This window comes from Bradyrhizobium sp. AUGA SZCCT0176, from assembly GCF_018130145.1.
GTDB lineage: Bacteria > Pseudomonadota > Alphaproteobacteria > Rhizobiales > Xanthobacteraceae > Bradyrhizobium.
On the sequence record NZ_JAFCMB010000003.1, the window covers coordinates 420,465 to 442,934 of the forward strand.

A 22,470-nucleotide genomic window follows, 5' to 3' on the forward strand; every position below is an offset into this window, starting at 1 on the left:
TTCCATCTTCGTCGTCCCGGCCTTGAGCCGGGACCCATACGCCGCGGCCCATCGGCATAAATTCGCTGATCGACGCCCGCGTCAAAAACAACGGCCTGTGGTTATGGGTCCCGGCTCAAGGCCGGGACGACGTGGATAGAGTTACGCCCTTCACAACCACTACGCCGCGTTGGCGCTTTCCTGGCGGCTGGCTTCGAACAGGAACCAGGTGCGGCGCTCGGTCTCGTCGACGAACAGTTCGAGCAACTGCGCGGTGCCGGTATCTTCGTGGTCGTCGCAAAGCTTGTGGGCTTTGCGCATGGCGGCCGCCATGTGCTTGTTGTCTTCCATCAATTCGCGCAGCATTTCGCGCGGCGGGACGTAAGCCTCGTTGTTGTCCTGAATGGTCTGCAGCTTTGCGATCTGCCCGATCGAGCGCAGCGTGACGCCGCCAAGCTTGCGCACCCGCTCGGCGAGCTGGTCGGTGGTACCGAAGATCGCCTCCGCCTGCTCGTCCAGCATCAGATGGTAGTCGCGAAAATGCCGGCCGGAGACGTGCCAGTGGAAATTCTTGGTCTTCATGTAGAGCGCGAAGGCGTCAGCCAGCAGCACGTTGAGCGACGCCGAAATCTTGTCCACCGCGGCCTGCGGCAGATCGGTCGGCGTATCGAGATCGGGGGACACTTTTTCGGATTTGTTGGCTTTGCTCACGTTGAACCTTCCTGTTAGGAAACCGGACAGCGGTGGCCATTGGACATTGGCCGCCGAACACCCTAACGCATCACTTTCCCGGCGGTTCCTTGCCGGAAACCCCTGTTTTGCCGGACGCAGCCCCGATGGACGAATGGATCGACTATTACGATTCCACGCATACGATCTATGCAAGCAAGCTGCACCGGGACCTGCATTTCCAGATCATCGCGCGCGACATCATCGGCTACATCTCATCCCCTGACGCGGTCGTGCTGGACTATGCCTGCGGCGAGGCGCTGTCGGCGGCCAAGGTGGCGGACGCCTGCGCAAAACTCTATCTCGCCGAACCCGCCCCCGGCGTGCGCGGACGGCTGATCGCGCGGTTTGCGCCGAACACCAAAATACGCGTCCGTTCGCTCGATGAGCTCCGGAGTATGGAGGCGCAGTCGGTCGATCTCGCCGTCATGAACTCGGTGGCGCAATACATGACGCAGCAAGAGCTGGATTCCGCATTCGCAATCATTCGCCGGCTGTTGAAGCCGAGCGGGCGGCTGGTGCTGGGCGATATCCTGCGGCCCGAGGTCGGCATGGCCAGGGACGTGCTGGCGCTGTTGAAATTCGCAACCGCCCACGGCTTCCTGACGGACGCGCTCTACGGCCTCGCCTCTACCGCGCTGTCGGACTACCGGCAATTGCGCACCCGCGTCGGCCTGCAACGCTACAGCGAAAGCGAGATGATCGCCAAGCTGACGCGGGCCGGTTTCGCCGCATCGCGCGCGCAGACCAATATCGGCCACAACCCCTGGAGGATGACCTTCGTCGCCCACCACCCATCGGTGCGCTAGTTAGGGTTAATAAAAGGTAAACGTAGCTCACCCGCCCGTGATCGGTAATGATCGCCTTGGCCCGGTGGCGGAAGCGACAACGCGAGAACGGTGCATCGTTCTTTATCCTGGTTCAAATCCAGGCCGGGCCTCCAGCCTTCGCGGCTCCGCCGCTTCGGCTAGGCAGGCCCCTTCGTGGCGAAGGCTGCCTCGGCGTAGCCCGAAGGGCGAAGACGGGCCGCAGCCAGCCTTTCCCACCTCACACCAAGCCGCAGCCCAAATTCCCGCAAATGCCGGTTGATGGCCCGTTTTTGGGGGTTTCGCGGGTGCGGAATCTGGTCTAAAGACCACCCGCGCGCGAGGGTAACCCGCGCTCTTGGCTTAGGGGACGCGCAGCATGCGCGCCCTTTTTTTGTGCCCAAAATCCAGTCCGCGAGACCTGATGCCCAAAAGAACCGACATCTCCACCATCCTGATCATCGGCGCCGGCCCCATCGTGATCGGCCAGGCCTGCGAATTCGACTATTCAGGCACCCAGGCGGTGAAGGCGCTGAAGGAAGAGGGCTACCGGGTCGTCCTGGTCAATTCCAATCCGGCGACGATCATGACCGACCCGGAACTGGCCGATGCCACCTATATCGAGCCAATCACGCCGGAAATCGTCGGCAAGATCATCGAAAAAGAACGCTACGTCATTCCCGGCGGCTTTGCGCTGCTGCCGACCATGGGCGGCCAGACCGCGCTGAATTGCGCGCTGTCGCTCCGCCGTCAGGGCACACTCGACAAATTCGACGTCGAAATGATCGGCGCAACCGCAGACGCCATCGACAAGGCCGAGGACCGCCAGTTATTCCGCGAGGCCATGACCAAGATCGGGCTGGAGACGCCAAAATCGCGGCTGGCCAACGCCTCGGCGCTGAAGAAGTCCTACCGCGACAAATACCTGGCTGAGCGAGAGAAACTGTCGGGCGAGGCGCTGGAAGAGCTCGAGCGGCAGTGGACCCTCGGCGAGAACGAACGCCGCAAGCGCTATCAGGAGCACGCGTTCGGCGAGGCGCTGATGGCGCTGTCCGAAATCGGTTTGCCTGCGATTATCCGGCCCTCCTTCACGATGGGCGGCACCGGCGGCGGCATTGCCTACAACAAGGAGGAGTTCCTCGACATCATCGAGCGCGGGCTCGACGCCTCGCCGACCAACGAGGTGCTGATCGAGGAAAGCGTGCTCGGCTGGAAAGAGTACGAGATGGAGGTGGTGCGCGATAAAAAGGACAATTGCATCATCATCTGCTCGATCGAGAACCTCGATCCGATGGGCGTGCATACCGGCGATTCCATCACCATCGCGCCGGCCCTGACGCTGACCGACAAGGAATACCAGATCATGCGCGACGCCTCGCTGGCGGTGCTGCGCGAGATCGGGGTCGAGACCGGCGGCTCCAACGTGCAGTTCGGCATCAACCCGGCCGACGGCCGCATGGTCGTGATCGAGATGAACCCGCGCGTGTCGCGCTCTTCTGCCCTTGCTTCGAAGGCCACCGGCTTTCCGATTGCAAAGGTCGCGGCCAAGCTCGCGGTCGGCTACACGCTGGACGAGATCGCCAACGACATCACCGGCGGCGCCACGCCGGCCTCGTTCGAGCCGACCATCGATTACGTCGTCGTCAAGATACCGCGCTTTGCGTTCGAGAAATTCCCCGGCGCCTCCCACACGTTGACCACGTCGATGAAATCGGTCGGCGAAGTGATGGCGATCGGCCGCACCTTCCAGGAGAGCCTGCAGAAGGCGCTGCGCGGGCTCGAGACCGGGCTCACCGGCCTCGATGAAATCGAGATCGAGGACCTCGGCCGCGGCGACGACAAGAACGCGGTCCGCGCCGCCTTGGGCACGCCGACGCCGAACCGCATCCTGCAGGTAGCCCAGGCGATGCGGCTCGGCTGGTCCAACGAAGAGATCTTCAATTCCTGCAAGATCGATCCCTGGTTCCTCGCCGAGATGCGCGGCATCGTCGACATGGAAGCCAAGATCAAGGCGAACGGCCTGCCCGGCAACGCGTTCGGCATGCGGACGCTGAAAGCGATGGGCTTTTCCGACGCACGGCTCGCCGTGCTTGCAGAGGCCACCGAGGCCGAGGTGACCGCCAAACGCCACGCGCTCGGGGTTCGTCCGGTGTTCAAGCGCATCGATACCTGTGCGGCGGAGTTCGCCTCGCCGACCGCTTATATGTATTCAACCTATGAATCGCCTTTTGCCGGAAAACTTGCCGACGAGAGCGAACCGTCCGACAAGAAGAAGGTCATCATCCTCGGCGGCGGGCCGAACCGGATCGGCCAGGGCATCGAGTTCGACTATTGCTGCTGCCACGCCTGCTTTGCGCTGCATGACGCCGGCTACGAGACCATCATGGTCAACTGCAATCCGGAAACCGTGTCGACCGACTACGACACCGCGGACAGGCTGTACTTCGAACCGCTCACCGCCGAGGACGTGCTTGAAATCATCGCCACCGAACGGACCAACGGCACGCTGCACGGCGTGATCGTGCAGTTCGGCGGCCAGACCCCGCTGAAACTGGCGCGCGCGCTGGAGGCCGCCGACGTGCCGATCCTCGGCACCTCGCCCGACGCCATCGACCTTGCCGAAGACCGCGACCGCTTCAAGCGCGTGCTCGACAAGCTGCGGCTGAAGCAACCCAAGAACGGCATCGCCTATTCGGTCGAGCAGGCGCGGCTGGTGGCGGCCGATCTCGGCCTGCCGCTGGTGGTGCGTCCGTCCTATGTGCTGGGCGGCCGCGCGATGCAGATCATCCGCGAGGAAGAGCAGCTCAACAATTATCTGCTCGGCACGCTGCCCGAGCTGGTGCCGGCCGACGTCAAGGCGCGCTATCCCAACGACAAGACCGGGCAGATCAATACCGTGCTCGGCAAGAACCCGCTATTGTTCGACCGCTATCTTTCCGACGCCACCGAGATCGACGTCGACTGCCTGTGCGACGGCAAGGACACGTTCGTCGTCGGCATCATGGAGCATATCGAGGAAGCCGGCATTCACTCCGGCGATTCCGCCTGTTCGCTGCCGCCGCATTCGCTGGATGGTGCGATGATCACTGAGCTCGAACGGCAGACCCGCGAACTCGCGCTCGGCCTCGACGTGGTCGGCCTGATGAACGTGCAATACGCCATCAAGGACGGCGATATCTACGTGCTCGAGGTCAACCCGCGAGCGTCGCGCACCGTGCCGTTCGTCGCCAAGGTGGTCGGCACGCCGGTGGCGAAGATCGCGGCCAGAATCATGGCCGGCGAGAAGCTTGCCGACTTCAATCTGAAGAAGCGCAAGCTCGGCCATGTCGGCGTCAAGGAATCGGTATTCCCGTTCGCGCGCTTCCCCGGCGTCGATACCGTGCTCGGTCCGGAGATGCGCTCGACCGGCGAAGTGATGGGCATCGACCGTTCGTTCGAAGTCGCCTTCGCCAAGAGCCAACTCGGCGGCGGCACCCGCGTGCCACGCAAGGGCACCGTGTTCGTCTCGGTGCGCGAGAGCGACAAAACCCGCATCGCGGACGCCGTGCGGCTGCTGCATTCGCTCGGCTTCAAGGTGATGGCCACATCGGGCACCCAGCGCTTCCTCACCGATTCCGGCGTACCGACCGAAAAAGTGAACAAGGTGCTGGAGGGCCGGCCGCACATCGTCGACGCCATCACCAATGGCGACATCCAGCTCGTCTTCAACACCACCGAGGGGCCGCAGGCGCTGGCCGACAGCCGTTCGTTGCGACGGGCTGCCCTCTTGCATAAAGTGCCATATTACACCACTCTTTCGGGTGCTGTGGCGGCCGCACAGGGCATCCGCGCCTATCTGGGCGGAGACCTTGAGGTCCGCACGCTGCAGAGTTACTTTTCCGAAAACTGATCGTTCGCCGGGCCAAATTGCCCGCTAAACGATTGGCAACAAGGCCGTATGGCTGGAACCCACCGCTCGTTTGGTAGTTGTATCGGCCCTTGACGGGGCCGAAAATTAATAGGCTGGCGGGCTCGCGTTTCGGGCCCGAATGGCCCCGAATCGAAATCGAAAGACTGCTTCGTGCGCGCAACTTCTAGGAGCGGCTCGCACGGGCGAAGGACGGAAGAGATGATGGAAAAGGTTCCGATGACCGCCGGCGGCTATGCCGCCCTCGAGGTCGAGTTGAAGAAGCGCCAGTCGGAGGACCGGCCGCGCATCATCGAGCACATCGCCGAGGCGCGCTCGCATGGCGACCTTTCGGAAAACGCGGAATATCACGCCGCCAAGGAAGAGCAGTCGCATAATGAAGGCCGCATCGCCGAGATCGAAGACAAGCTCGCGCGCGCCGACATCATCGACATTTCAAAGCTCTCCGGCGACACCATCATGTTCGGCGCCACCGTCACGCTGGTCGACGAGGACACCGAGAAGAAAGCGGTGTGGCAGATCGTCGGTGAGCCGGAGGCCGATGCCAAGAAGGGCCGCATCTCCATCACCTCGCCGCTGGCCCGCGCGTTGATCGGCAAGAAGAAGGGCACGACCGTCGAGGTCATGGCGCCCGGCGGCGCCAAGGCCTACGAGATCACCAAGGTCGAGTGGCGCTAGGCTGGAGCCAGGTTTGCCCCGGCGGGCACTGCCCGCCGGCCCGGGACCGGAACGTGCCTTCGCCGCACTTTGGGATTTCGCCGCACTGGGAACCCAAAATTGGGGAAAGCCGCACTTGGGGAAGACCGCATGCAACGAACTCATATTGTCGTTGCGCTTCCAGCTCTCACGCTGATGCTTTTCATTGGCGGTTGTCACGCTGCCGCGGCAGCCGAGCTTTCGATCCCGCCGCGCATCGCTCCCAAGGAAAACCCCAAGCAAATCTCGATCCGGACCGGTCCGCCGAATTGCAGCCGCTGGACCGACGACTGCGTCAACTGCACGCGCGGCGCCAAGGATGAGCCCGCGACCTGCTCCAACATCGGCATTGCCTGTCAGCCTAAAGCCATCCGCTGCCTCGGCGCGCAGTGATTCCAGTGCTTGCTTCCCGCTTGGGTTGGACGGCCTCGCGGTTCGCGACGCACGCCTCGCAGCCCCCCACCATGAGGGTCTCAGACCTCAGGTCGCTGAACCGGATCACGCTCTAGCGGCAGAGTGCCGCAGCGAAGTCACCTGCAAGTAACCTCGCGCGAGACGCGGCAAACACGCAGCGCGCCGCATAATTCCTTTTCTGCTCGCCAAAACGTCATCGAATTCCGGCCGCCGCGCGCTTTTCCTCCAGGCCGCGACGCGATACCAAGTGGAACTCGATCCAACTTGGGGGACTCTCATGACAGAAGCACTCGCGGCGTGGACGCCGCGCGTATTGAGCCTATTGCGCATCATCACCGGCCTTTTGATCATCCAGCACGGCATGGGCAAGATCATCGGCTTCCCGGTCTATCCGATGTACGCGAATGTGCAGCCGTTCTCGCTGGTCGGCGCCGCCGGCTTCATTGAGCTGATCGGCGGTGCGCTGCTGATCATCGGCCTGTGCACACGCCCGGTCGCCTTCATTCTTTCCGGCATGATGGCCTTCGCCTATTTCATCGGCCACTTCCCGAAGGGCTTTCATCCCTTGATCAACGGCGGCACGCTGGCGGCCCTGTACTGCTTCACCTGCCTCTATCTGTCGACCGCGGGCGCAGGTCCGTGGAGCGTCGACGCAGCAACCAAGCGGGCTTGAGGGAGCGGACAATGGACAAGTTCAACAAGATGCTCGCAAGCGGCGAGCCGATGGTTCTCAGCGTCTTCCGTTTCATCATCGGATTGCTGCTGTTTCAGTATGGCGTCGCCAAGCTGTTCAAATATCCGCCGGTGCCCATGTTCGCCAAGGTCGAGCTGATGTCGCTGTACGGCGCGGCCGGTTCGCTCGAACTGGTCCTCGGCGGCCTTCTGATGATCGGTCTTCTGACCCGACCCGTGGCCTTCATACTGTCAGGTGAAATGGCGTTCGCCTATTTCATGGGACACTATCCCAAGGGCTTCATCCCGCTGATCAATGGCGGCAACGCCTCGATCCTGTTCTGCTTCGCCTGTCTCTATCTGTTCTTTGCCGGCGGCGGACCGTTCAGCGTGGATGCAATGATGGGAAAGAAGCGGTAGGGGAGTGCGAGTCGCTTCAGCTAACGCCGTCATTCCGGGATGGTCCGCAGGACCAGACCGCAGGTGCGCAATTGCGCATCTGAGGTTCGATGCTTCGCATCGCCCCGGGATGACGGGATAACGCGCAGCGTTATCCCGTCACCTTCAAATCGAGCGGCACCGCCGCCTCGTATTTCGAATTGTGCAGCACCAGCGACGTCCTGACATTGCGCACATGAGGCGCCGACGTCAGATGGGTGACGAAATCCTGAAACGTCGCCATGTCGGGCGCCACGCATTTCAGGATGAAATCCACCTCCCCCGACAGCATCCAGCATTCGCGCACCAGGGGCTCGGCGCGGACAAATTCCTCGAATGCGCGCAAGTCCGCTTCGGCCTGGCTCGACAGGTGCACGGAGGCAAACACGGTGACGTCGAAGCCGAGCCGGCGCGGATCCAGCATGCCGCGGTAGCCCTGGATGTAGCCCTCTTCCTCCAGCGTCCTGACCCGGCGCAGGCAAGGCGGCGGCGAGATGCCGACCCGTTTGGCCAGTTCGACGTTGGTGATTCGGCCATCGGCCTGGATTTCGGAAAGAATTCTAAGGTCGATCTCGTCGAGATTCTTCGACACGCGGTCCGGTTCCTTTGGGTTCCCTAGGTTCTTTGGGGCTGGCTGGGCTTGGGGAAGGTGTTTACCGGCAACACTCTTAGCGCAGCTGCCATCGATTGCGCAATTTTATTGCGCGTGCACTGCGCCATTTTGCGTGAATCGGGAGAAAATACCGCAGTTCCGGGGAAAATTCGCTTATTTGAATTGCAAATCTTGCATGGCTACCCAGATATCATAGACTTGGATTTGACACTTTTAGCGCCGCGCGACGCATTTCCCGGCGCTTCCCGCACAAGTCCTCATCAAAATCCTCCAAAGAGAGGGAATCGCCGATGCCCGCGCCTATCCATGCCAAGGTCGTCATTATCGGTTCCGGCCCTGCCGGGTACACCGCAGCGATCTACGCCGCGCGGGCGATGCTTGAGCCGGTGCTGATCCAGGGCATCCAGCCCGGCGGCCAGCTCACCATCACCACCGACGTGGAAAACTATCCCGGCTTTGCGGATGTCATCCAGGGTCCGTGGCTGATGGAGCAGATGGAAAAACAGGCGGCCCATGTCGGCACCAAGCTCGTCACCGATCTCGTCACCAAACTCGACACCACGCAGCGGCCGTTCCGCCTGACCTGCGACAGTGGCGACGTTTATCTCGCCGAAACCGTGATCCTTGCCACCGGCGCGCAGGCGCGATGGCTCGGCATGCCGTCCGAAGAGAAGTTCAAGGGCTTTGGCGTTTCGGCCTGCGCGACCTGCGACGGCTTCTTCTATCGGGCTAAGGAAGTCATGGTGGTCGGCGGCGGCAATACCGCGGTCGAGGAAGCGCTGTTCCTCACCAACTTCGCCTCGCAAGTCACCGTCGTACATCGCCGCGATCATTTCCGCGCCGAGCGCATCCTGCAGGACCGCCTGTTCAAGAACCCGAAGATCAAGGTGGTCTGGGACAGTGCAATCGACGAAATCTGCGGCACCGAAAACCCGGGCAAGGTCACTCATGTGCGCCTGAAGAACGTCAAGAGCGGCGCGCTGACGGAGGTGCCCGCTGACGGCGTCTTCATCGCCATCGGCCACGCGCCGGCAACCGAACTCGTCGCCGGCCAGGTCAAGCTGAAACCCTCCGGCTATGTCGAGGTGGCGCCGAACTCGACGGCGACGTCGGTGCCCGGCCTGTTCGCCGCCGGCGACGTCGCGGACGAAACCTGGCGGCAGGCGGTCACGGCCGCGGGCCTTGGCTGTATGGCGGCCCTCGAGGCCGAGCGCTTTCTCGCTGTGCGTGCGAGTGATCGGGCGGCGGCAGAATGATTACGCGTCGAACACGGGACGGATTCACGGACATGGATTGGGACAAGCTGAAGGTGTTTCACGCGGCGGCGGAAGCGGGCAGCTTCACCCATGCCGGCGAGCAACTCGGGCTTTCGCAATCGGCGGTATCGCGGCAAGTCTCGGCGCTGGAGCAGGAGCTTGCGGTATCGCTGTTCCATCGCCATGCGCGCGGGCTGATCCTCACCGAGCAGGGAGACCTCTTGTTCCGCACCGCGCATGACGTGTTCATGCAGCTGCAGGCGGCGCGCGCCAAGCTCACCGACAGCCGCGAGCGGCCGTCAGGCGACCTCAAGATCACCACGCCGCCGGCGCTCGGCATCAACTGGCTGATTCCGCGGCTGGACGAATTCACCAGCCTCTATCCGGATATCCGCATCTCGCTGATCGTGACCGACGAGGATCTCGATCTGTCGATGCGCGAGGCCGACGTCGCGATCCGGACCCGCAAGCCGACCCAGCCGGATCTGATCCAGCGCAAGCTGTTCTCGATCGGATTCCATGCCTATTGCTCGCCGGAATACATCAAGCGCTTCGGCACGCCGCGCACGCTCGACGACCTCGACTCGCATCGCATCATCATGCTCGGCGATTCCCAGGTGCCGCCGCATCTGCAGAACCGCAGCTGGCTGATCGACGCCGGCCGCAACGGCTCGGGTCCGCGCGAGGCTTACTTCAAGGTCAACAACATCCTTGGTCTTGTCAGGGCCTGTCAGCAGGGGCTCGGCATCGCCGCCCTGCCCGACTACCTCGTCGAGGAGAACAACCGTCTGGTGCAGCTGTTCGGTGAGACCGACTCGATCCAGATCGACACCTATTTCGTCTATCCCGAAGAGTTGAAGACGGTGGCGCGGGTGCAGGTGTTCCGCGATTTCGTGGTGAGCAAGGCGCAGCGCTGGCCCTCCTAGCATTTCGATTGGGACTGGAATTTCGGTTCTGATTGAATCAGAACCGGAGCTCTAGATTCTTGTTTTGACGCATTTTCTTGACGCGAGCCGGTATCGATCCCGCATCACGTGCGGCACAGGCTTCGCTCGAAACGCTTTCGCAGCGGCTGACGTTTCCCGCCTTCCTGATTAGCGGCTCTTATAAAGCCCCCGGTCTCCGCATGTCAGACATGCGGCTTAACCGGTTTACGCAAGCCGCATATGGGGATCATAGTGCTTAGACGCTGAGCGATCGTGTCGCGCATATGTCCCCCTCCTCCAGTGGCGCGGGCGCTCAGTAATCCCTCTTGGAAGGTGATTGTGTCGGCCTCACGTGGCCAATACCTTAAGCCGGGCTCTTTTGGGCCCGGCTTTTTTTCTTCTCCGGATCGCTTCGTCTGCAGATGATTTGAGCTGAACCTTCTTCGTCTCCAGATCTTTTCTTCTCCCGTAAAACAAACGTCATCGAGCGTGCGCGGATTGACAGCGCGCCGTTGCGCCATCATCATCAACACATGATCACGAATTCGTGCGCCGCTCTGTCGTCGAAAAAAGGTCCCCACCCGGGGACCCGAGATCGACGCGCGCGATAGATCAACCGCCAAGCCGATCCCGAAACCCCGCCGTCTGGACGGGGTTTTTTTCATGTGTCCCGTCTCCGGCAAACGCCTTCAAGGAGATGGAACCATGTCTACCGATCCGCAAAACCGATTGCAGGGCCTGTGGCTGCCCCTCGTTACACCGTTTCGCAACGGCGAACTCGACGAGCCGTCGCTGCGCCGCATGATCAGGCACTACGCCAATAGCCCGGTCGACGGCTTGATTCTCGCCGCCACCTCGGGCGAGGGCATGACGCTCGACCAAGGCGAGCTCGAGCAGCTGGTGTCGGTGACCCGGGCCGAGATATCGGGCAGCGGACGCTATATCCCGATCTGTCTCGGCCTGTCCGGCGCCAGCACGCGCAAGATGCTGGATACGCTCGACGAGACCGCCGCCTGGCCGATCGACTTCTATCTGATCGCCAGCCCCTATTACACGCGGCCGTCGCAGCGCGGCCTGCTGCGACATTTCACTGATCTCGCCGATCACGCCTCATGGCCGATCGTGCTCTACAACATCCCCTACCGGACCGCGGTCAATCTCACCAACGAGACCCTGCTGCAGCTCGCCGCACATCGCAACATCGTCGGCATCAAGGATTGCTCTGCCGACCGCGCCCAGTCGATCGAGTTCCTCGCGCGGCGGCCGAAAGGCTTTCGCGTGCTGACCGGCGAGGACGCGCACTACCACGAGGCGCTGGTCGATGGCGCCGACGGCGCCATCCTGTTGTCGGCGCATCTGGAGACCGAAGCGTTCGCCTCGGTGCGGACGCTGATGCAGCAGGGCGACCACAAGGGCGCACAGGCGTGCTGGGACAATCTTTCCGAACTGACGCGGCTGTTGTTCGCCGAACCCAGCCCGGCGCCTGCAAAATACTGGCTGGCGCAGAGCGGGCTGATCGACAGTGCCGAGGTCCGGCTGCCGATGGTGGAAGTCGGCACGGATCTCGCGGCGCGGCTCGACGCGGAGCGGGAACGGCGCGCGCCGGCCCTGTTGCGGCGAGCGTAGCAAGGCGTCGCAGCCGGGCCCCTCCCGCTTGCGGGAGCGTTGCGCACAAAAAAGCCGCCGCACGCGGAAGACCGCGGCGACGGCTTTTCTGTCGCTCCACACCGGCTCGGATGATGCGGAGGCGCATAAGGTGACCGGAATATCTTCCAACACCGTGGACGCCGGCCAGAAAAACTGCCTGACCGCGTTGGCGCAATGTTAACCGCATTCGCCCGCGGTCGCCTCAGCCGATCGCCGCGTCACCTTTGCAAACCCGGCGGCCTTCCGGAACGCTGGTTAACGGTTGGTGAGGGCGGCGCTTCAAAAGCGTCCAAAGCCTTGCCGTCAACTTTAAAATCTCGGGCGTATTGATGTCCTCATTGAGAAAACGGGGGACATCACATGATCGACCACACCAGTGACAATTGGAAGTTTCCGACCTGCGAACGCGTCCAGCGAATGCAGGACGTTCTGCTGGTTTCGTCCTTTGCCTTGTGGGCGACGCTGATCGGTTTCGCGCCGGTCGTGACCTGGCGCCTGCTGATCGCTTGAAAGAAAACGCAGCGCCTGCCGTGGTTAATCGGCGGTAGCACCTGCGGTCAAATGCGAGCGAAATTGCGACCGGGATTTTAAAAGCGGTCGCGTATCAAGCTCGTCACAACGGAAAAAAACGCGGGGGCGCGTCGTGGAAATCGAAAACAATACTCTCCCTGATCAACAGGGCTTTACGACCGAGGACGTTCTTTGGGCGGTCGGCATCTGGTCGGTGATCCTGACCATGTCGCCGGTCGTCGTGTTCTACATGCTGATGGTGGCGTGAGCAGACTTGCTCCGTCCGTCATTCCGGGGCGCATCGAAGATGCGAACCTCAGATGTACAATTGCACATCGGGGAATCTCGAGATTCTCCGATGTGCAATTGCACATCGTAGTTCGATGCTGCGCATCGCCCCGGAATGACGACATGCAATAGAAAAACGCGCGGAGTCCCGCGCGTCTTTTTTGAGTCCGTAAGCGGCGTAGTTACGCCGCTTGCTTGTGCATGGCGCCGGAAGCCGACGCGTTGCCGCGGATGGCCTTGATCGAACGTTCGATCGCAGCCCACAGCCGGCTGATTTCCGCAGCCGCCCGGCCTTCCGCATAATATTCGCGGGCGCCTTCGCCGTTGCCAAGCGCCAGCAACAGATCGGCACGGTTGGTGATCTGACCGCTCCACACCGGCGCACGGAATTTGATCAGTGCTTCACGCGCGATGGTGACGATGCGGCTTTCAACGCTGTCCCGGCTCGCGGGGGCACCGTTGATGACGACCGCATAGGGCTTGCGCGCCGCACGGCAGGTCTGAATGGTTTCCTGCACGGCATTGACGTCAAACACGCCGGGCCGCGCCGGAATGATCACCATCGTGGCGTTCTTGATGGCGTCGTCGACGACGGCCGACAAATTCGGCGGCGTGTCGATGAACACCCATTCGATGCCGTCGCGCTTGGCGGCGGCGATAATTCCGCTGACCGAATTTACCGCGGCCTTGATCGGCGGCTCGTTCGTTCCACGCAATTTGTGCCAGAGAGTAAGCGATCCCTGCGGATCAGCATCAACCATCAAACAGGGCTTCGTCGACTTATGGACATGCGCAGCAATGTGGGCAGCCAGGGTACTTTTTCCCGAGCCCCCCTTACGCGAAGCAAAAACTATGACGTTCATACCTTGGCCTCCAGATTGACCCCAGAAGCCGAAAATGAATCAGCGCACTGATTCGTGAAAGAAAAATTTGCTGCTTATTGCGAAGAAGCCACTGATTAGCCAATAAAGTTGCTTTTTGAGTCACACTGCGTGCGACGCCGCAATCCGTGATGAAATCGCAAAAATGGAATCGCCAGAGTGACTTGATCGATTCAGCGCATGCTTTTTGCGCGCTGTCGTTCGATCCACTTGCGCTCGATCCATCCGAGCAGCTTCGCCATCGGCGTCTGCAGAAACGGGACGTCCTGCGCGAACAAAAGGAGTCCGAGCGGCAGCATCCAGAGTCCAAGCACCGGCAAGATGCTGAAAATGCCGCCGAGGATCAGCAGAATAGCGATCGGAATCCTGACGTAGCGCGACGACGGCTTGCGCAGCCAGGCGACGAATCTGGCCGGGCCGGCCGGCAGCTTGGCTTCGAACCAGGCAAAATGCCGGTCGAGCTCCATTTGCGATTCTTTGCTCAATTAATCTCTCCTCGTGCTGAAGAGATGTTGACTCGCGGCTGGAGTAACAAGGCGTCAGTCTGTCGCGCGAAGGGGGCTTGAAATGGCATGCCGCGCTCAGGTCCGGGCTGGTTTTGCCGATTTCTTGGGCTTACGCGCCTTGGCCGCGGATTTGCGCGGGGCCGCCGGCTTGATCGCCATCGGCCTGCCGGCGGGCGCTGCAGCGGCCCGGCTCGGTTCGGGACCGGATCTGAATTGCGCCCGACAGGGCGGCGACAGCTGCGACTTCTTGGCGACCATGCAGGCGGTGACGCGCTCGACATTGGGGATTTCGGAGCTGCAGAGCCGGAAAGCGTCGCTGGTGCAGGCCTGTTCCTGTTCAGCGGTGTAGCTTTGACCCGAAGCCGGCAGCGATGAAAATGCGAGCGCCGTCGTCAACACCAAACCAAACCCGAAATTGCTGATCCGAAAAGTCGCCATGAATCCCCCCGAGGCAATGATTCCACGAATTGTGGGTGAACCGCCCGGGATTGGCAAGCAGGGGTGGACAACAGGCCACAGCACAAGTGCGGCGACCAGCGATGATTGCACCGGCCGGACGGGCGGCAGAATGGGCGGTGAATTGGGGAATTGGCAAGCTGGGCAACGCAATGACCTTTTCAGAAGGGCCTGCTAACCGCATAGCTTGCCGCGATCAGTTCGCGGAGCCGAAGGATAAATCGTTGGCCGACCAACCTGACCTATCCTTCGGGGCCACCTTCCGCTCGGTGTGGAATGGCATGCTCGACGTGTTTGTTCGGCTGCGCTTCCTCTCCCTGGTCGGCCTGCTGATCTATCTTGCCGTGGGGATTCTGGGATTCGTTGCGCCTGTTATCGCTGACAACCCGGTGCTCCGGGAAGGCCTCGATGCGATCAAGACCATCCTGAATCTTCCGCTTGAGATCGCGATCTACCGCCTGCTGATCCTCCGCGAAACCACTTCCGGCTACGATTTCGCGATATTCGCGCCACGCTTCCGGCGTTTGCTCGGTTGGACCGTCGTGCTGTGGGCGCTCATCACCCTTCCACCCTACCTGCCAGGCCTGATCACGCCGTCCGAGGACGCAGATTCAATCGCGACCATCGCAACCGCGATCGTCGTCGTCGTCGTCCTGGTGCGGCTGGCTATTCTTTTTCCGGCGATCGCGGTTGACGCGCCCGGTGCCTCGCTGCGCAATGTGCTGGCGGATACGAAGGCTCGAAGCTGGTTGATCCTGAAAAGTTTTTTTATTGTGCTGCTGCCGGTATTGGCCGGGTTCCTGGCGGTCGGCTTGATCGGCGACCTCGACGATCTGCCCAGCTGGTGGAGCGCAGCCAGAATTGCGCTCAACAGCCCGATCGAGTTGCTGGCGACGGTGTTGGCCGCCGCGACCGCATCGCGGCTGTTCGGCTGGATCGGCCATCAGGTGAAGGGCGTGCCGGTCTGATCCGGTCAGGCATCATTGGCCGGACAGGCGCTGCGGCCAGCGCAACGAATCCGACGGTCTCCCGGAATATCCGCGATGGGGTTGGTACAGTTGGGTGGGCTCGAACCACCGACCTCCTGTTCCACAGACAGGCGCTCTAACCAGACTGAGCTACAACTGCATCCTGCGCGAGCCCCACGAAAAAAGGGGGTCGCGAATGGGCGGGAAACTAGGTGCAACGCCACGCTTTGGCAAGGCCACCAGCCACCCGATTATCAGTCGTTTCGGGGGCAGACAAAGTTCATTTGCTTCGGGGCATCGATGGCCCACCCCTGCGAAGGACCGGCCCGGGGGCAACAAAAAAGCCCGGGCTGACCTGCCCGGGCTTCTTCAAACCTTAATGCGGGCTCAGGCGGCCGGCTGCTGGTACTTCGCGGCCGACGCCTTGATCGGTTCGACGGTTTCGGTCGCAACTTTCTGGCCGAGTTCAGCGAGTTCCTTGGCCTGGGCCGAAAACGTCTCGAACTGCTTCTTGGCGTGCGAGGTCCACAGCTCCATGGCAGCTGCCGGCGTCTTCACGCTGAGCAGGTCCTGCGCGAAGTCGAGCGAGGACGTGGTGTTGGCCTTGAAGAACTCGAACAGCTTGGCCGAGTAGGCGCTGGCGCCCTTGTTGGCCGAGGTGAACACGGCTTCCATGGTGCCGTTATGGCTCTCGGCCACATCCTTGAACTTGGCGTAGTTGTCGCGCGCCTGCGAAACGCCCTTTTCAGCGAACGCACGCATCTGCTCGGGGACTTCGAATGGAATGATGGAGGCGGAGAACGGATCGGTCGAACTGGTCATTCGCATGCTTCCTTCGCAACGGGGTGAATTGTGGTGACCCCTTGCGAACGCCACCGGTGAAAACACCGGTAGCGCCGTACTGGATCACACGGTCTCTGCTTGTCTGAGCACGATCTTCTCGGAATACTGGTACATATTTCCGGATCGAACTCCGGTCTTGGGGAGTGCCCATCGTCGGGCATGCCCAATAAACACCCTTATCATGTCAATTTTGTGCAACGCAAAGCAAAACAATGTGCACTGCGGCATACATTGCCTGCTTTGAGTGTATTTCTAGTCTCTAAATCCTAAAGTAGAATAGGCGGGACTTTTGAAGCATGTGTCCTCAGGCCTCTCCTGGGCTCTTGGGCTTCGCCGCATCCATCGCAGCGCGGCTGACGATCTGACCCATCTCGCTGGCTTGCTCCGCCAGCGCACGCATCTGGCCCTGCACATACTCGCTGTGCAGCCGCATCACCTCGGTCAGATCCTTGGCCTTCAGCAGCGCTTGCGCGTAGTCCAGCGAGGTCTGAACGTTCTTTTCGGCGAAGGCGACCGCCTTGCTGCCGATTTCCTTGACGTTGGTGCGCGCGGCGGCGCCATGGTCCTCGAACGAGCCCGCGGCCTGATGCGCGGAAGAGAGGAATTTCTCGAAGGTCTGGCGGGCCTGCTCGAAGCTCGCCTCCGCCATCGATCGCATTTCCTTTGGAATCTCGAAACGGCCATCGTCGCTCATGGTCCCACTCCTGTGGTGTTGGGGGCTGCTTGGCAGGCGTCCAGGTATCGCTAAAAGACCTCACCGGTATGATGCCGTGTCGGCGGTTCCGCATCGTGCACCTTGGGCGGAGGGCCTCGGGTTCACATCGTGAACCCCCGGCGGTCTTTTGCAACAAGCTCAACGCCGCAGAGGCCGATTCGGTTCAGCTGGATTAAGGTTATCGCGGCTTAGAATACCGCTTGGGTCCGCCCGGCCGTGGACCTGCCGCGCCGCGCTTGCGATACTGGCGATCCACTTGCGATCCTGCAGGGCAGTCAGCGTTTGGCCGCCGATTCGCAAAAATCATCTTCGAGCAGAAGGCTCACGTCCACGGTCATGTCCCGCTGATGAATAATGCCGAACTCCAGATGCTAGCGCTCGGCGATCCGCGGCTGGCGGTGCACGCGACGAGCACCCTGGCCGCATGGCTGTGGTCGAGCGACGGCACGCGGGTTCTGTGGGCCAATCCGGTCGGCGCACGCTTGTTCGGCACGGCCAACAGCACGGCGCTGGCGGGGAAAATTTTCGGACCGGCCGATCCGCATCGGCGGCAGATCGCGCGGCTCGCCGGCCGCCTGCTTGCGAACGGCGCGGTCCGGCTGGAGCGGCTGCAAGGTTTTGGCGCGGCGCCCGGCATGCTCGCGACCTGCGGCTGTTCGCGGCTCGATCTGCCCGATGGCAGCCACGGTATTTTGGTTGCTGCCGGCAACATCTCAGGCCGCGCCATGCCGCTGAAGGAACGGCTGCAGCGGCTGGTCGAGGGTCTCGCGATGCCAGTCGCGGCGTTTACCCGTGACGGCATCCTGATCGGCACCAGCGATACGGCGCGTCCCCTGCTCGGCTTTCACAATCTGGTCGAGGCCGGCCTCGACGATGCGCGCCAGGACGCGCTGAAACAGGGCGCCGTCGCAACCGCGATCGACATCGGCCGCATGGTGGTGCAACGGGTTGGCGCTGGCGCCGACATCGGTCTCGTCGCGCTGATCGTGCCGGACGCCGTGCACGCCGCAGCGCCGGAGCCCGTCGCGGCGGCGCAGCCGCAAGAAGAGCAACCGCAAGAAGAATTGCCTGAACCACTCGAGCCGCCGGTGGCGGGCGTTGTCGCGAACGATCCCGCACCCGTACCGCCGCAGCCCGCCCCCATGGGCGAAGCGCCGGCCGCCTTGGCGCTGTTCGACGCGCTCGCAGAGGCGCCGGAACAAGAACCCGAAACCGAGCCGGTCGCCGCGGCGGCGCCGTCCAGCAGCAAACCATCCGCCGCGTTGCCGCCTGAACCATCGCCTGACGTCGAAGCGATCGCCGCCGAAGCCACGCCCTCATTCGCCGCCGACGCCGCGCCTGAATCATCAGCCGAAAACCTGATAGCGCCGATCGCCGCCGTCCCCGTCGAGGCGCCGTCCTGGTTCGAAGAGCCGTCACCGCATGCGCGGCGGCTTCCGTTGCGCTTCATGTGGCAGATGGATCAGGAAGGCCGCTTCACGCTCGGCGCCGATGAATTCACCCGGCTGATCGGCCCGCACACCACCGCCGGCTTCGGCCGGTTGTGGAGCGAGATCGCGGAAGCCTTCGGGCTCGATCCCGAAGGCCGCGTGATGAAGGCGTTTGCCACGCGCCAGACCTGGAGCGGCATCACGCTGAACTGGCCGGTCGATGGCGGCGCGCGGCTGCCGGTCGAATTGTCGGGCCTGCCGATCTTCGATCGCGCACGGCATTTTGCCGGCTTTCGCGGCTTCGGCGTTTGCCGCGATCTCGACGGCCTGGCACGGCTGGCCGCCTTGCGCCGCTACGAATTCTTCGGTGGAGCACCCGCGCCGATCGCGCCGGAACCGCACTCGGCTGATATCGTCCAGGCAGGCCCAGCGTCGGATTCGGTCGGCCCGGAGTTGCCCGCGCAGGATCCGTCCGCGGAGGACGCGCCTCAAGAAGCGTTGCCGCAAGAAAATTTCAGCGAGAACGTGACCGCGCAGCCGACCGCGGCAGATGACCCGCCCGCGGAATTTGTCATCGAGACCAGCGTTGCGTCGCCTCCCGTTACGGAATTGCCCGAGCCGATTGCTTCCGAGATTTCACACCCAACCGATCTGGATGCCGCCGTGGAACCCCCAAAGGATACTCTGGCAGAAATGCAGGCGGAAACGCCGAAGAACGTTCTGCCGTTCCGCCCGCCCGGCGACGCCAAGCCGCCATCGCTGACGCCGGTCGAAAACAGCGCCTTCAACGAACTCGCGCGGCAATTGTCGGCGCGGCTCGAGAACGAGAACGGCAATGAGACGGCACAGGCCGTCACCGGCCTCGATGAAACCGTGGTCGAGAACACCGCATCGACGGACGCGTATGCGGCAGCTTCACAGGAAGCCGCGAGCGATGCCCCGGTGCAGCCGGAATGGCTGGCACCATCCGAGCCGCCGGCGCGCGGCGAAAGCAGGCGCGACAAGGCGCTGCTCGACTTGCTGCCGGTCGGCATTCTAATCTACCGGCTCGACCGGCTGCTCTACGCCAATCCCGCCTTCCTCACGCAGATGGGCTATCCGAGCCTGCATGCGCTGGAAGATGCCGGCGGCCTCGATGCGCTCTATGTCGAGCCCGGCGTCTCCAACGCGCCCTCGACGTCGGACACCGGCACGCCGGTGATGATCTCCGCGAGCCAGCCGAAACCTGCGGAACAAGGCTCGGAAGAAGACCCGGAAGGGCCCGCATCGACGCCACCGGCGGCGACCGACGCGCGCCTCTACACGATTTCATGGGACGGCGATTCCGCGCTCGCTTTGATCTTCTCGGGTGCGCGCAGCGAAGCGGCGGCCGTCGCCGCCGCGATCGCGGAAGCTTTGCCGGTTGCCGAACCGCCGGCCGCCGAACCGCTGCCGGCGGGCCACGCCGATGCCGAAGAGCTTGGCGCCATCCTCGACACCACAGCCGAAGGCATCGTGATGTTCGACGCCGAGGGCAACATCAGTTCGGCCAATCGCAGCGCCGAAGCGCTGTTCGGCTATGACGGCGAGGACCTGGCGCGGCGTAATCTGGCGGATCTGTTCGCGCCGGAAAGCCAGCACGAGGTGTTCGACTATCTCGCCAGCATCAAATCCGAAGGTGTCGCCAGCCTGCTCGAGCACGGCCGCGAGACGCTTGGGCGCGAGAGCAAGGGCGGCTTCATTCCGCTGTCGATGACCATGGGACGGACAAAGGCCGATGGTCCGAATTTCTTCGCGGTGTTCCGCGACCTGTCGCAGGCCAAGCAGAGCGAGAACGAGTTGCGGGAAGCGCGGCGCCTCGCCGAGCGCGCCGCCAGCGCCAAGGCGGACGTGCTGGCCCGCATCAGCCATGAGGTGCGCACGCCGCTCAACGCCATCATCGGCTTCTCCGAAGTGATGATCGGCGAACGTTTCGGTGCGCTCGGCAATGAGCGCTATGTCGAATACATGAAGGACATCCGCGCTTCCGGCGAGCGGGTGATCTCGATCATCAACGACCTGCTCGATCTCTCGAGGATCGAGACCGGCAAGCTCGATCTGTCGTTCACCAACCAGAATCTCAACGAACTGGTCGAGAGTTGCGTCGCCGTGATGCAGCCGCAGGCCAACCGCGAACGCATCATCATCCGCACCTCGCTGGCGCACACGCTGCCGCCGGTGGTCGCCGATGCGCGCGCGTTGCGCCAGATCACGCTCAACCTGATCGGCAATTCGATTCATCTTGCCAATGCCGGCGGCCAGGTCATCGTCTCCACGGCGTTGTCCGATTTCGGCGAGGTAATGCTGCGGGTCCGCGATACCGGCCACGGCCTCAACGACAACGAAGTCGCCGCCGCCCTGGAGCCGTTCCGCACTCCGGCACCATCCGATCAGGCCTCCGAGGGCGCCGGCGTCAGCCTGTCGCTGACCAAAGCGCTGGTCGAAGCCAACCGCGCCCGATTCCAGATCAAGACCGGCGCGCGCTCGGGCACGCTGATCGAGGTGGTGTTCGCGCACACGACCGCGAAGGCCTGAGCGCGGCCGTCAAATTTTTGCGAGAACGGGTTTTTAGTTTCGCGATGCGGGCTTCGTGACACTTGTGGCTTGCAAGCTGCGGGAGACTGCCATGGATGGACTTGGTGAAGCCGTAACGCCGCAAGCCATCGCAGCGTGCGAGAAGATCATCCGGCCCTATATCAGGCGCACGCCCGTGATCGAGACCGATGGCCGCGAGTTCGGGCTGTCGGCCGCCACAATCTGCCTCAAGCTCGAATTGCTGCAGCACTCGGGAGCGTTCAAGGCCCGCGGCGCCTTCACCAATCTGTTGACCCGAGCGATCCCCAAAGCGGGCGTCGTCGCAGCGTCGGGCGGCAACCACGGCGCTGCCGTCGCCTATGCTGCGATGAGGCTCGGCATACCGGCCAAGATTTTCGTTCCCAGCGTGTCTTCTCCGGCCAAGATCAAGCGCATCCGCGAGTACGGCGCGGACCTCACCATTGAGGGCGATGGCTATGCGGATGCGCTCGCCGGAAGCGAAGCATGGGCGCAGCAAACCGGCGCGCTGCCGGTTCACGCATTCGACCAGAACGAAACCATCATGGGGCAGGGAACGATCGGCCTGGAGCTCGACGAACAACTTCCCAACATCGACACGCTCCTCGTTGCGGTTGGCGGCGGCGGGCTGGTTGCAGGGATAGCGGCCTGGTATGCCGGCCGCATCAAGGTGATCGGTGTCGAGCCGTTTGCGTCGCCGACGCTGACCAGGGCTTTGGAGGCCGGACATCCCGTCGATGCGGAGGCCGGCGGGCTGGCGGCGGATTCGCTGGCGCCGCGCCGCGTCGGCGAAATTGTGTTTCCGATCGCGCAGAAATACGCGCCGCGCACCGTGCTGGTGACCGACGACGCGATCGCCGAGGCGCAGCAGACGCTGTGGCGCACCTTGCGCATCGTGGCGGAGCCGGGAGGCGCCGCCGCCTTTTCGGCGATTCTGTCCGGCGCCTATCGGCCTGAAGCCGGCGAACGCGTGGCCGTTGTCGTCAGTGGCGGTAACACGGCCGCGGTGAATTTCGACATCACGCGCTGAGAAGGCGAACACCCCTAGCTGTTGTCGATGAGGCATGGAGTGGGCCAACGTCGAGCGACACATTTGGAACGCTTCTAAACTATAATCTGGAATCACTCTAAAAGAATGCCGTCGCGACATCGCGGCGCTTCGTGCGCGCTATCCGCTGGGCTAGTGAAACCGGCATCATCCTCGTGCCTGCCGGAGCAG

22 protein-coding genes and 1 tRNA gene are annotated in these 22,470 nt (G+C 62.7%); 14 read left to right on the forward strand and 9 right to left on the reverse strand.

Features of this window, described 5'->3' with window-relative positions; genetic code table 11:
- Positions 1-159: 159 nt before the first annotated feature.
- On the reverse strand, positions 160-690 hold the full coding sequence (locus tag JQ600_RS10205; protein WP_212275031.1) for a Dps family protein: 531 nt from the start codon (positions 688-690) through the stop codon (positions 160-162).
- A 125-nt stretch (positions 691-815) separates the two neighbouring features.
- Here JQ600_RS10205 and JQ600_RS10210 point away from each other — a divergent pair, with 125 nt between their 5' ends.
- The 6 genes from JQ600_RS10210 (at position 816) to JQ600_RS10235 (ending at position 7,623) form a co-directional block, all read left to right on the forward strand.
- The gene (locus tag JQ600_RS10210; protein WP_212265677.1) at positions 816-1,517 is read left to right on the forward strand and encodes a class I SAM-dependent methyltransferase; all 702 of its coding nucleotides are present in this window, start codon (positions 816-818) and stop codon (positions 1,515-1,517) included.
- 421 nt (positions 1,518-1,938) lie between these two features.
- Positions 1,939-5,403: a carbamoyl-phosphate synthase large subunit gene (gene carB / locus JQ600_RS10215; protein WP_212390193.1), complete on the forward strand. Its 3,465-nt coding sequence runs from the start codon at positions 1,939-1,941 to the stop codon at positions 5,401-5,403.
- Between the two features lie 222 nt (positions 5,404-5,625).
- A complete protein-coding gene (gene greA, locus JQ600_RS10220) occupies positions 5,626-6,099 on the forward strand; it encodes a transcription elongation factor GreA (protein WP_192736743.1) in 474 nt (157 codons plus the stop codon).
- 129 nt (positions 6,100-6,228) lie between these two features.
- Positions 6,229-6,510, forward strand: coding sequence for a hypothetical protein (locus tag JQ600_RS10225; protein ID WP_212265654.1), 282 nt, complete (start codon positions 6,229-6,231; stop codon positions 6,508-6,510).
- A gap of 298 nt (positions 6,511-6,808) precedes the next feature.
- Positions 6,809-7,204 carry a DoxX family protein gene (locus JQ600_RS10230; RefSeq protein ID WP_212265653.1) on the forward strand — a complete coding sequence of 132 codons (396 nt, stop codon included), beginning with the start codon at positions 6,809-6,811 and terminating at the stop codon, positions 7,202-7,204.
- 11 nt (positions 7,205-7,215) lie between these two features.
- On the forward strand, positions 7,216-7,623 hold the full coding sequence (locus JQ600_RS10235) for a DoxX family protein (RefSeq protein WP_249133632.1): 408 nt from the start codon (positions 7,216-7,218) through the stop codon (positions 7,621-7,623).
- 130 nt (positions 7,624-7,753) lie between these two features.
- On the opposite strand, the gene JQ600_RS10240 is transcribed toward JQ600_RS10235, so the two are convergent.
- Entirely contained in the window at positions 7,754-8,233 is a 480-nt protein-coding gene (locus tag JQ600_RS10240; RefSeq protein WP_192736745.1) for an Lrp/AsnC family transcriptional regulator, read from the reverse strand.
- 311 nt (positions 8,234-8,544) lie between these two features.
- Here JQ600_RS10240 and trxB point away from each other — a divergent pair, with 311 nt between their 5' ends.
- Together trxB and JQ600_RS10250 are read left to right on the forward strand one after the other, a co-directional pair.
- Complete coding sequence (gene trxB / locus JQ600_RS10245) at positions 8,545-9,510, forward strand: thioredoxin-disulfide reductase (protein ID WP_212265652.1); 966 nt, start codon at positions 8,545-8,547, stop codon at positions 9,508-9,510.
- A gap of 32 nt (positions 9,511-9,542) precedes the next feature.
- A complete protein-coding gene (locus tag JQ600_RS10250; RefSeq protein ID WP_212032642.1) occupies positions 9,543-10,436 on the forward strand; it encodes a LysR family transcriptional regulator in 894 nt (297 codons plus the stop codon).
- Between the two features lie 203 nt (positions 10,437-10,639).
- On the opposite strand, the gene JQ600_RS10255 is transcribed toward JQ600_RS10250, so the two are convergent.
- On the reverse strand, positions 10,640-11,101 hold the full coding sequence (locus JQ600_RS10255) for a hypothetical protein (RefSeq protein WP_212390194.1): 462 nt from the start codon (positions 11,099-11,101) through the stop codon (positions 10,640-10,642).
- A 40-nt stretch (positions 11,102-11,141) separates the two neighbouring features.
- On the opposite strand from JQ600_RS10255, the gene dapA reads away from it, so the two are divergent.
- The 3 genes from dapA (at position 11,142) to JQ600_RS37230 (ending at position 12,861) form a co-directional block, all read left to right on the forward strand.
- Entirely contained in the window at positions 11,142-12,062 is a 921-nt protein-coding gene (gene dapA / locus JQ600_RS10260; RefSeq protein ID WP_212390195.1) for a 4-hydroxy-tetrahydrodipicolinate synthase, read from the forward strand.
- Between the two features lie 381 nt (positions 12,063-12,443).
- Complete coding sequence (locus JQ600_RS10265) at positions 12,444-12,593, forward strand: hypothetical protein (protein WP_212265650.1); 150 nt, start codon at positions 12,444-12,446, stop codon at positions 12,591-12,593.
- Between the two features lie 133 nt (positions 12,594-12,726).
- Positions 12,727-12,861 (forward strand): hypothetical protein, encoded by a 135-nt coding sequence (locus JQ600_RS37230; protein ID WP_283813432.1) that lies wholly within the window; start codon positions 12,727-12,729, stop codon positions 12,859-12,861.
- Positions 12,862-13,063: 202 nt separating this feature from the next.
- On the opposite strand, the gene JQ600_RS10270 is transcribed toward JQ600_RS37230, so the two are convergent.
- The 3 genes from JQ600_RS10270 to JQ600_RS10280 form a co-directional block, all read right to left on the reverse strand.
- Positions 13,064-13,744 carry a ParA family protein gene (locus JQ600_RS10270; RefSeq protein ID WP_212265649.1) on the reverse strand — a complete coding sequence of 227 codons (681 nt, stop codon included), beginning with the start codon at positions 13,742-13,744 and terminating at the stop codon, positions 13,064-13,066.
- A gap of 191 nt (positions 13,745-13,935) precedes the next feature.
- Entirely contained in the window at positions 13,936-14,229 is a 294-nt protein-coding gene (locus tag JQ600_RS10275; RefSeq protein ID WP_409363320.1) for a hypothetical protein, read from the reverse strand.
- 114 nt (positions 14,230-14,343) lie between these two features.
- The gene (locus JQ600_RS10280) at positions 14,344-14,706 is read right to left on the reverse strand and encodes a hypothetical protein (protein ID WP_249135790.1); all 363 of its coding nucleotides are present in this window, start codon (positions 14,704-14,706) and stop codon (positions 14,344-14,346) included.
- 101 nt (positions 14,707-14,807) lie between these two features.
- On the opposite strand from JQ600_RS10280, the gene JQ600_RS10285 reads away from it, so the two are divergent.
- Complete coding sequence (locus tag JQ600_RS10285) at positions 14,808-15,692, forward strand: hypothetical protein (RefSeq protein WP_212390196.1); 885 nt, start codon at positions 14,808-14,810, stop codon at positions 15,690-15,692.
- 82 nt (positions 15,693-15,774) lie between these two features.
- Here JQ600_RS10285 and JQ600_RS10290 read toward each other — a convergent pair.
- The 3 genes from JQ600_RS10290 to JQ600_RS10300 all read right to left on the reverse strand — a co-directional run bounded on the left by JQ600_RS10290 (position 15,775) and on the right by JQ600_RS10300 (position 17,229).
- A tRNA-His gene (locus JQ600_RS10290) sits at positions 15,775-15,852 on the reverse strand.
- 227 nt (positions 15,853-16,079) lie between these two features.
- On the reverse strand, positions 16,080-16,514 hold the full coding sequence (locus tag JQ600_RS10295; protein ID WP_212265646.1) for a phasin: 435 nt from the start codon (positions 16,512-16,514) through the stop codon (positions 16,080-16,082).
- 325 nt (positions 16,515-16,839) lie between these two features.
- The gene (locus JQ600_RS10300; RefSeq protein ID WP_212265645.1) at positions 16,840-17,229 is read right to left on the reverse strand and encodes a phasin family protein; all 390 of its coding nucleotides are present in this window, start codon (positions 17,227-17,229) and stop codon (positions 16,840-16,842) included.
- A gap of 368 nt (positions 17,230-17,597) precedes the next feature.
- Here JQ600_RS10300 and JQ600_RS10305 point away from each other — a divergent pair, with 368 nt between their 5' ends.
- Both JQ600_RS10305 and JQ600_RS10310 read left to right on the forward strand, forming a co-directional pair.
- The gene (locus JQ600_RS10305) at positions 17,598-21,233 is read left to right on the forward strand and encodes a PAS domain-containing protein (protein ID WP_212489895.1); all 3,636 of its coding nucleotides are present in this window, start codon (positions 17,598-17,600) and stop codon (positions 21,231-21,233) included.
- A gap of 91 nt (positions 21,234-21,324) precedes the next feature.
- Positions 21,325-22,281, forward strand: a complete 957-nt coding sequence (locus tag JQ600_RS10310; RefSeq protein ID WP_212390198.1) for a threonine/serine dehydratase — start codon at positions 21,325-21,327, stop codon at positions 22,279-22,281.
- Positions 22,282-22,470: the final 189 nt, after the last annotated feature.

Excerpts from the sequence above, each read along its gene's own strand:
- JQ600_RS10210 (WP_212265677.1), top strand. The coding sequence starts at position 816 with ATGGACGAATGGATCGACTATTACGATTCCACGCATACGATCTATGCA.
- carB (WP_212390193.1), top strand. The coding sequence starts at position 1,939 with ATGCCCAAAAGAACCGACATCTCCACCATCCTGATCATCGGCGCCGGC.
- greA (WP_192736743.1), top strand. The coding sequence starts at position 5,626 with ATGGAAAAGGTTCCGATGACCGCCGGCGGCTATGCCGCCCTCGAGGTC.
- JQ600_RS10225 (WP_212265654.1), top strand. The coding sequence starts at position 6,229 with ATGCAACGAACTCATATTGTCGTTGCGCTTCCAGCTCTCACGCTGATG.
- JQ600_RS10230 (WP_212265653.1), top strand. The coding sequence starts at position 6,809 with ATGACAGAAGCACTCGCGGCGTGGACGCCGCGCGTATTGAGCCTATTG.
- JQ600_RS10235 (WP_249133632.1), top strand. The coding sequence starts at position 7,216 with ATGGACAAGTTCAACAAGATGCTCGCAAGCGGCGAGCCGATGGTTCTC.
- trxB (WP_212265652.1), top strand. The coding sequence starts at position 8,545 with ATGCCCGCGCCTATCCATGCCAAGGTCGTCATTATCGGTTCCGGCCCT.
- JQ600_RS10250 (WP_212032642.1), top strand. The coding sequence starts at position 9,543 with ATGGATTGGGACAAGCTGAAGGTGTTTCACGCGGCGGCGGAAGCGGGC.
- JQ600_RS10255 (WP_212390194.1), bottom strand. The coding sequence starts at position 11,101 with ATGAAAAAAACCCCGTCCAGACGGCGGGGTTTCGGGATCGGCTTGGCG.
- dapA (WP_212390195.1), top strand. The coding sequence starts at position 11,142 with ATGTCTACCGATCCGCAAAACCGATTGCAGGGCCTGTGGCTGCCCCTC.
- JQ600_RS10265 (WP_212265650.1), top strand. The coding sequence starts at position 12,444 with ATGATCGACCACACCAGTGACAATTGGAAGTTTCCGACCTGCGAACGC.
- JQ600_RS10270 (WP_212265649.1), bottom strand. The coding sequence starts at position 13,744 with ATGAACGTCATAGTTTTTGCTTCGCGTAAGGGGGGCTCGGGAAAAAGT.
- JQ600_RS10275 (WP_409363320.1), bottom strand. The coding sequence starts at position 14,229 with ATGGAGCTCGACCGGCATTTTGCCTGGTTCGAAGCCAAGCTGCCGGCC.
- JQ600_RS10280 (WP_249135790.1), bottom strand. The coding sequence starts at position 14,706 with ATGGCGACTTTTCGGATCAGCAATTTCGGGTTTGGTTTGGTGTTGACG.
- JQ600_RS10285 (WP_212390196.1), top strand. The coding sequence starts at position 14,808 with ATGATTGCACCGGCCGGACGGGCGGCAGAATGGGCGGTGAATTGGGGA.
- JQ600_RS10295 (WP_212265646.1), bottom strand. The coding sequence starts at position 16,514 with ATGACCAGTTCGACCGATCCGTTCTCCGCCTCCATCATTCCATTCGAA.
- JQ600_RS10300 (WP_212265645.1), bottom strand. The coding sequence starts at position 17,229 with ATGAGCGACGATGGCCGTTTCGAGATTCCAAAGGAAATGCGATCGATG.
- JQ600_RS10305 (WP_212489895.1), top strand. The coding sequence starts at position 17,598 with ATGAATAATGCCGAACTCCAGATGCTAGCGCTCGGCGATCCGCGGCTG.
- JQ600_RS10310 (WP_212390198.1), top strand. The coding sequence starts at position 21,325 with ATGGATGGACTTGGTGAAGCCGTAACGCCGCAAGCCATCGCAGCGTGC.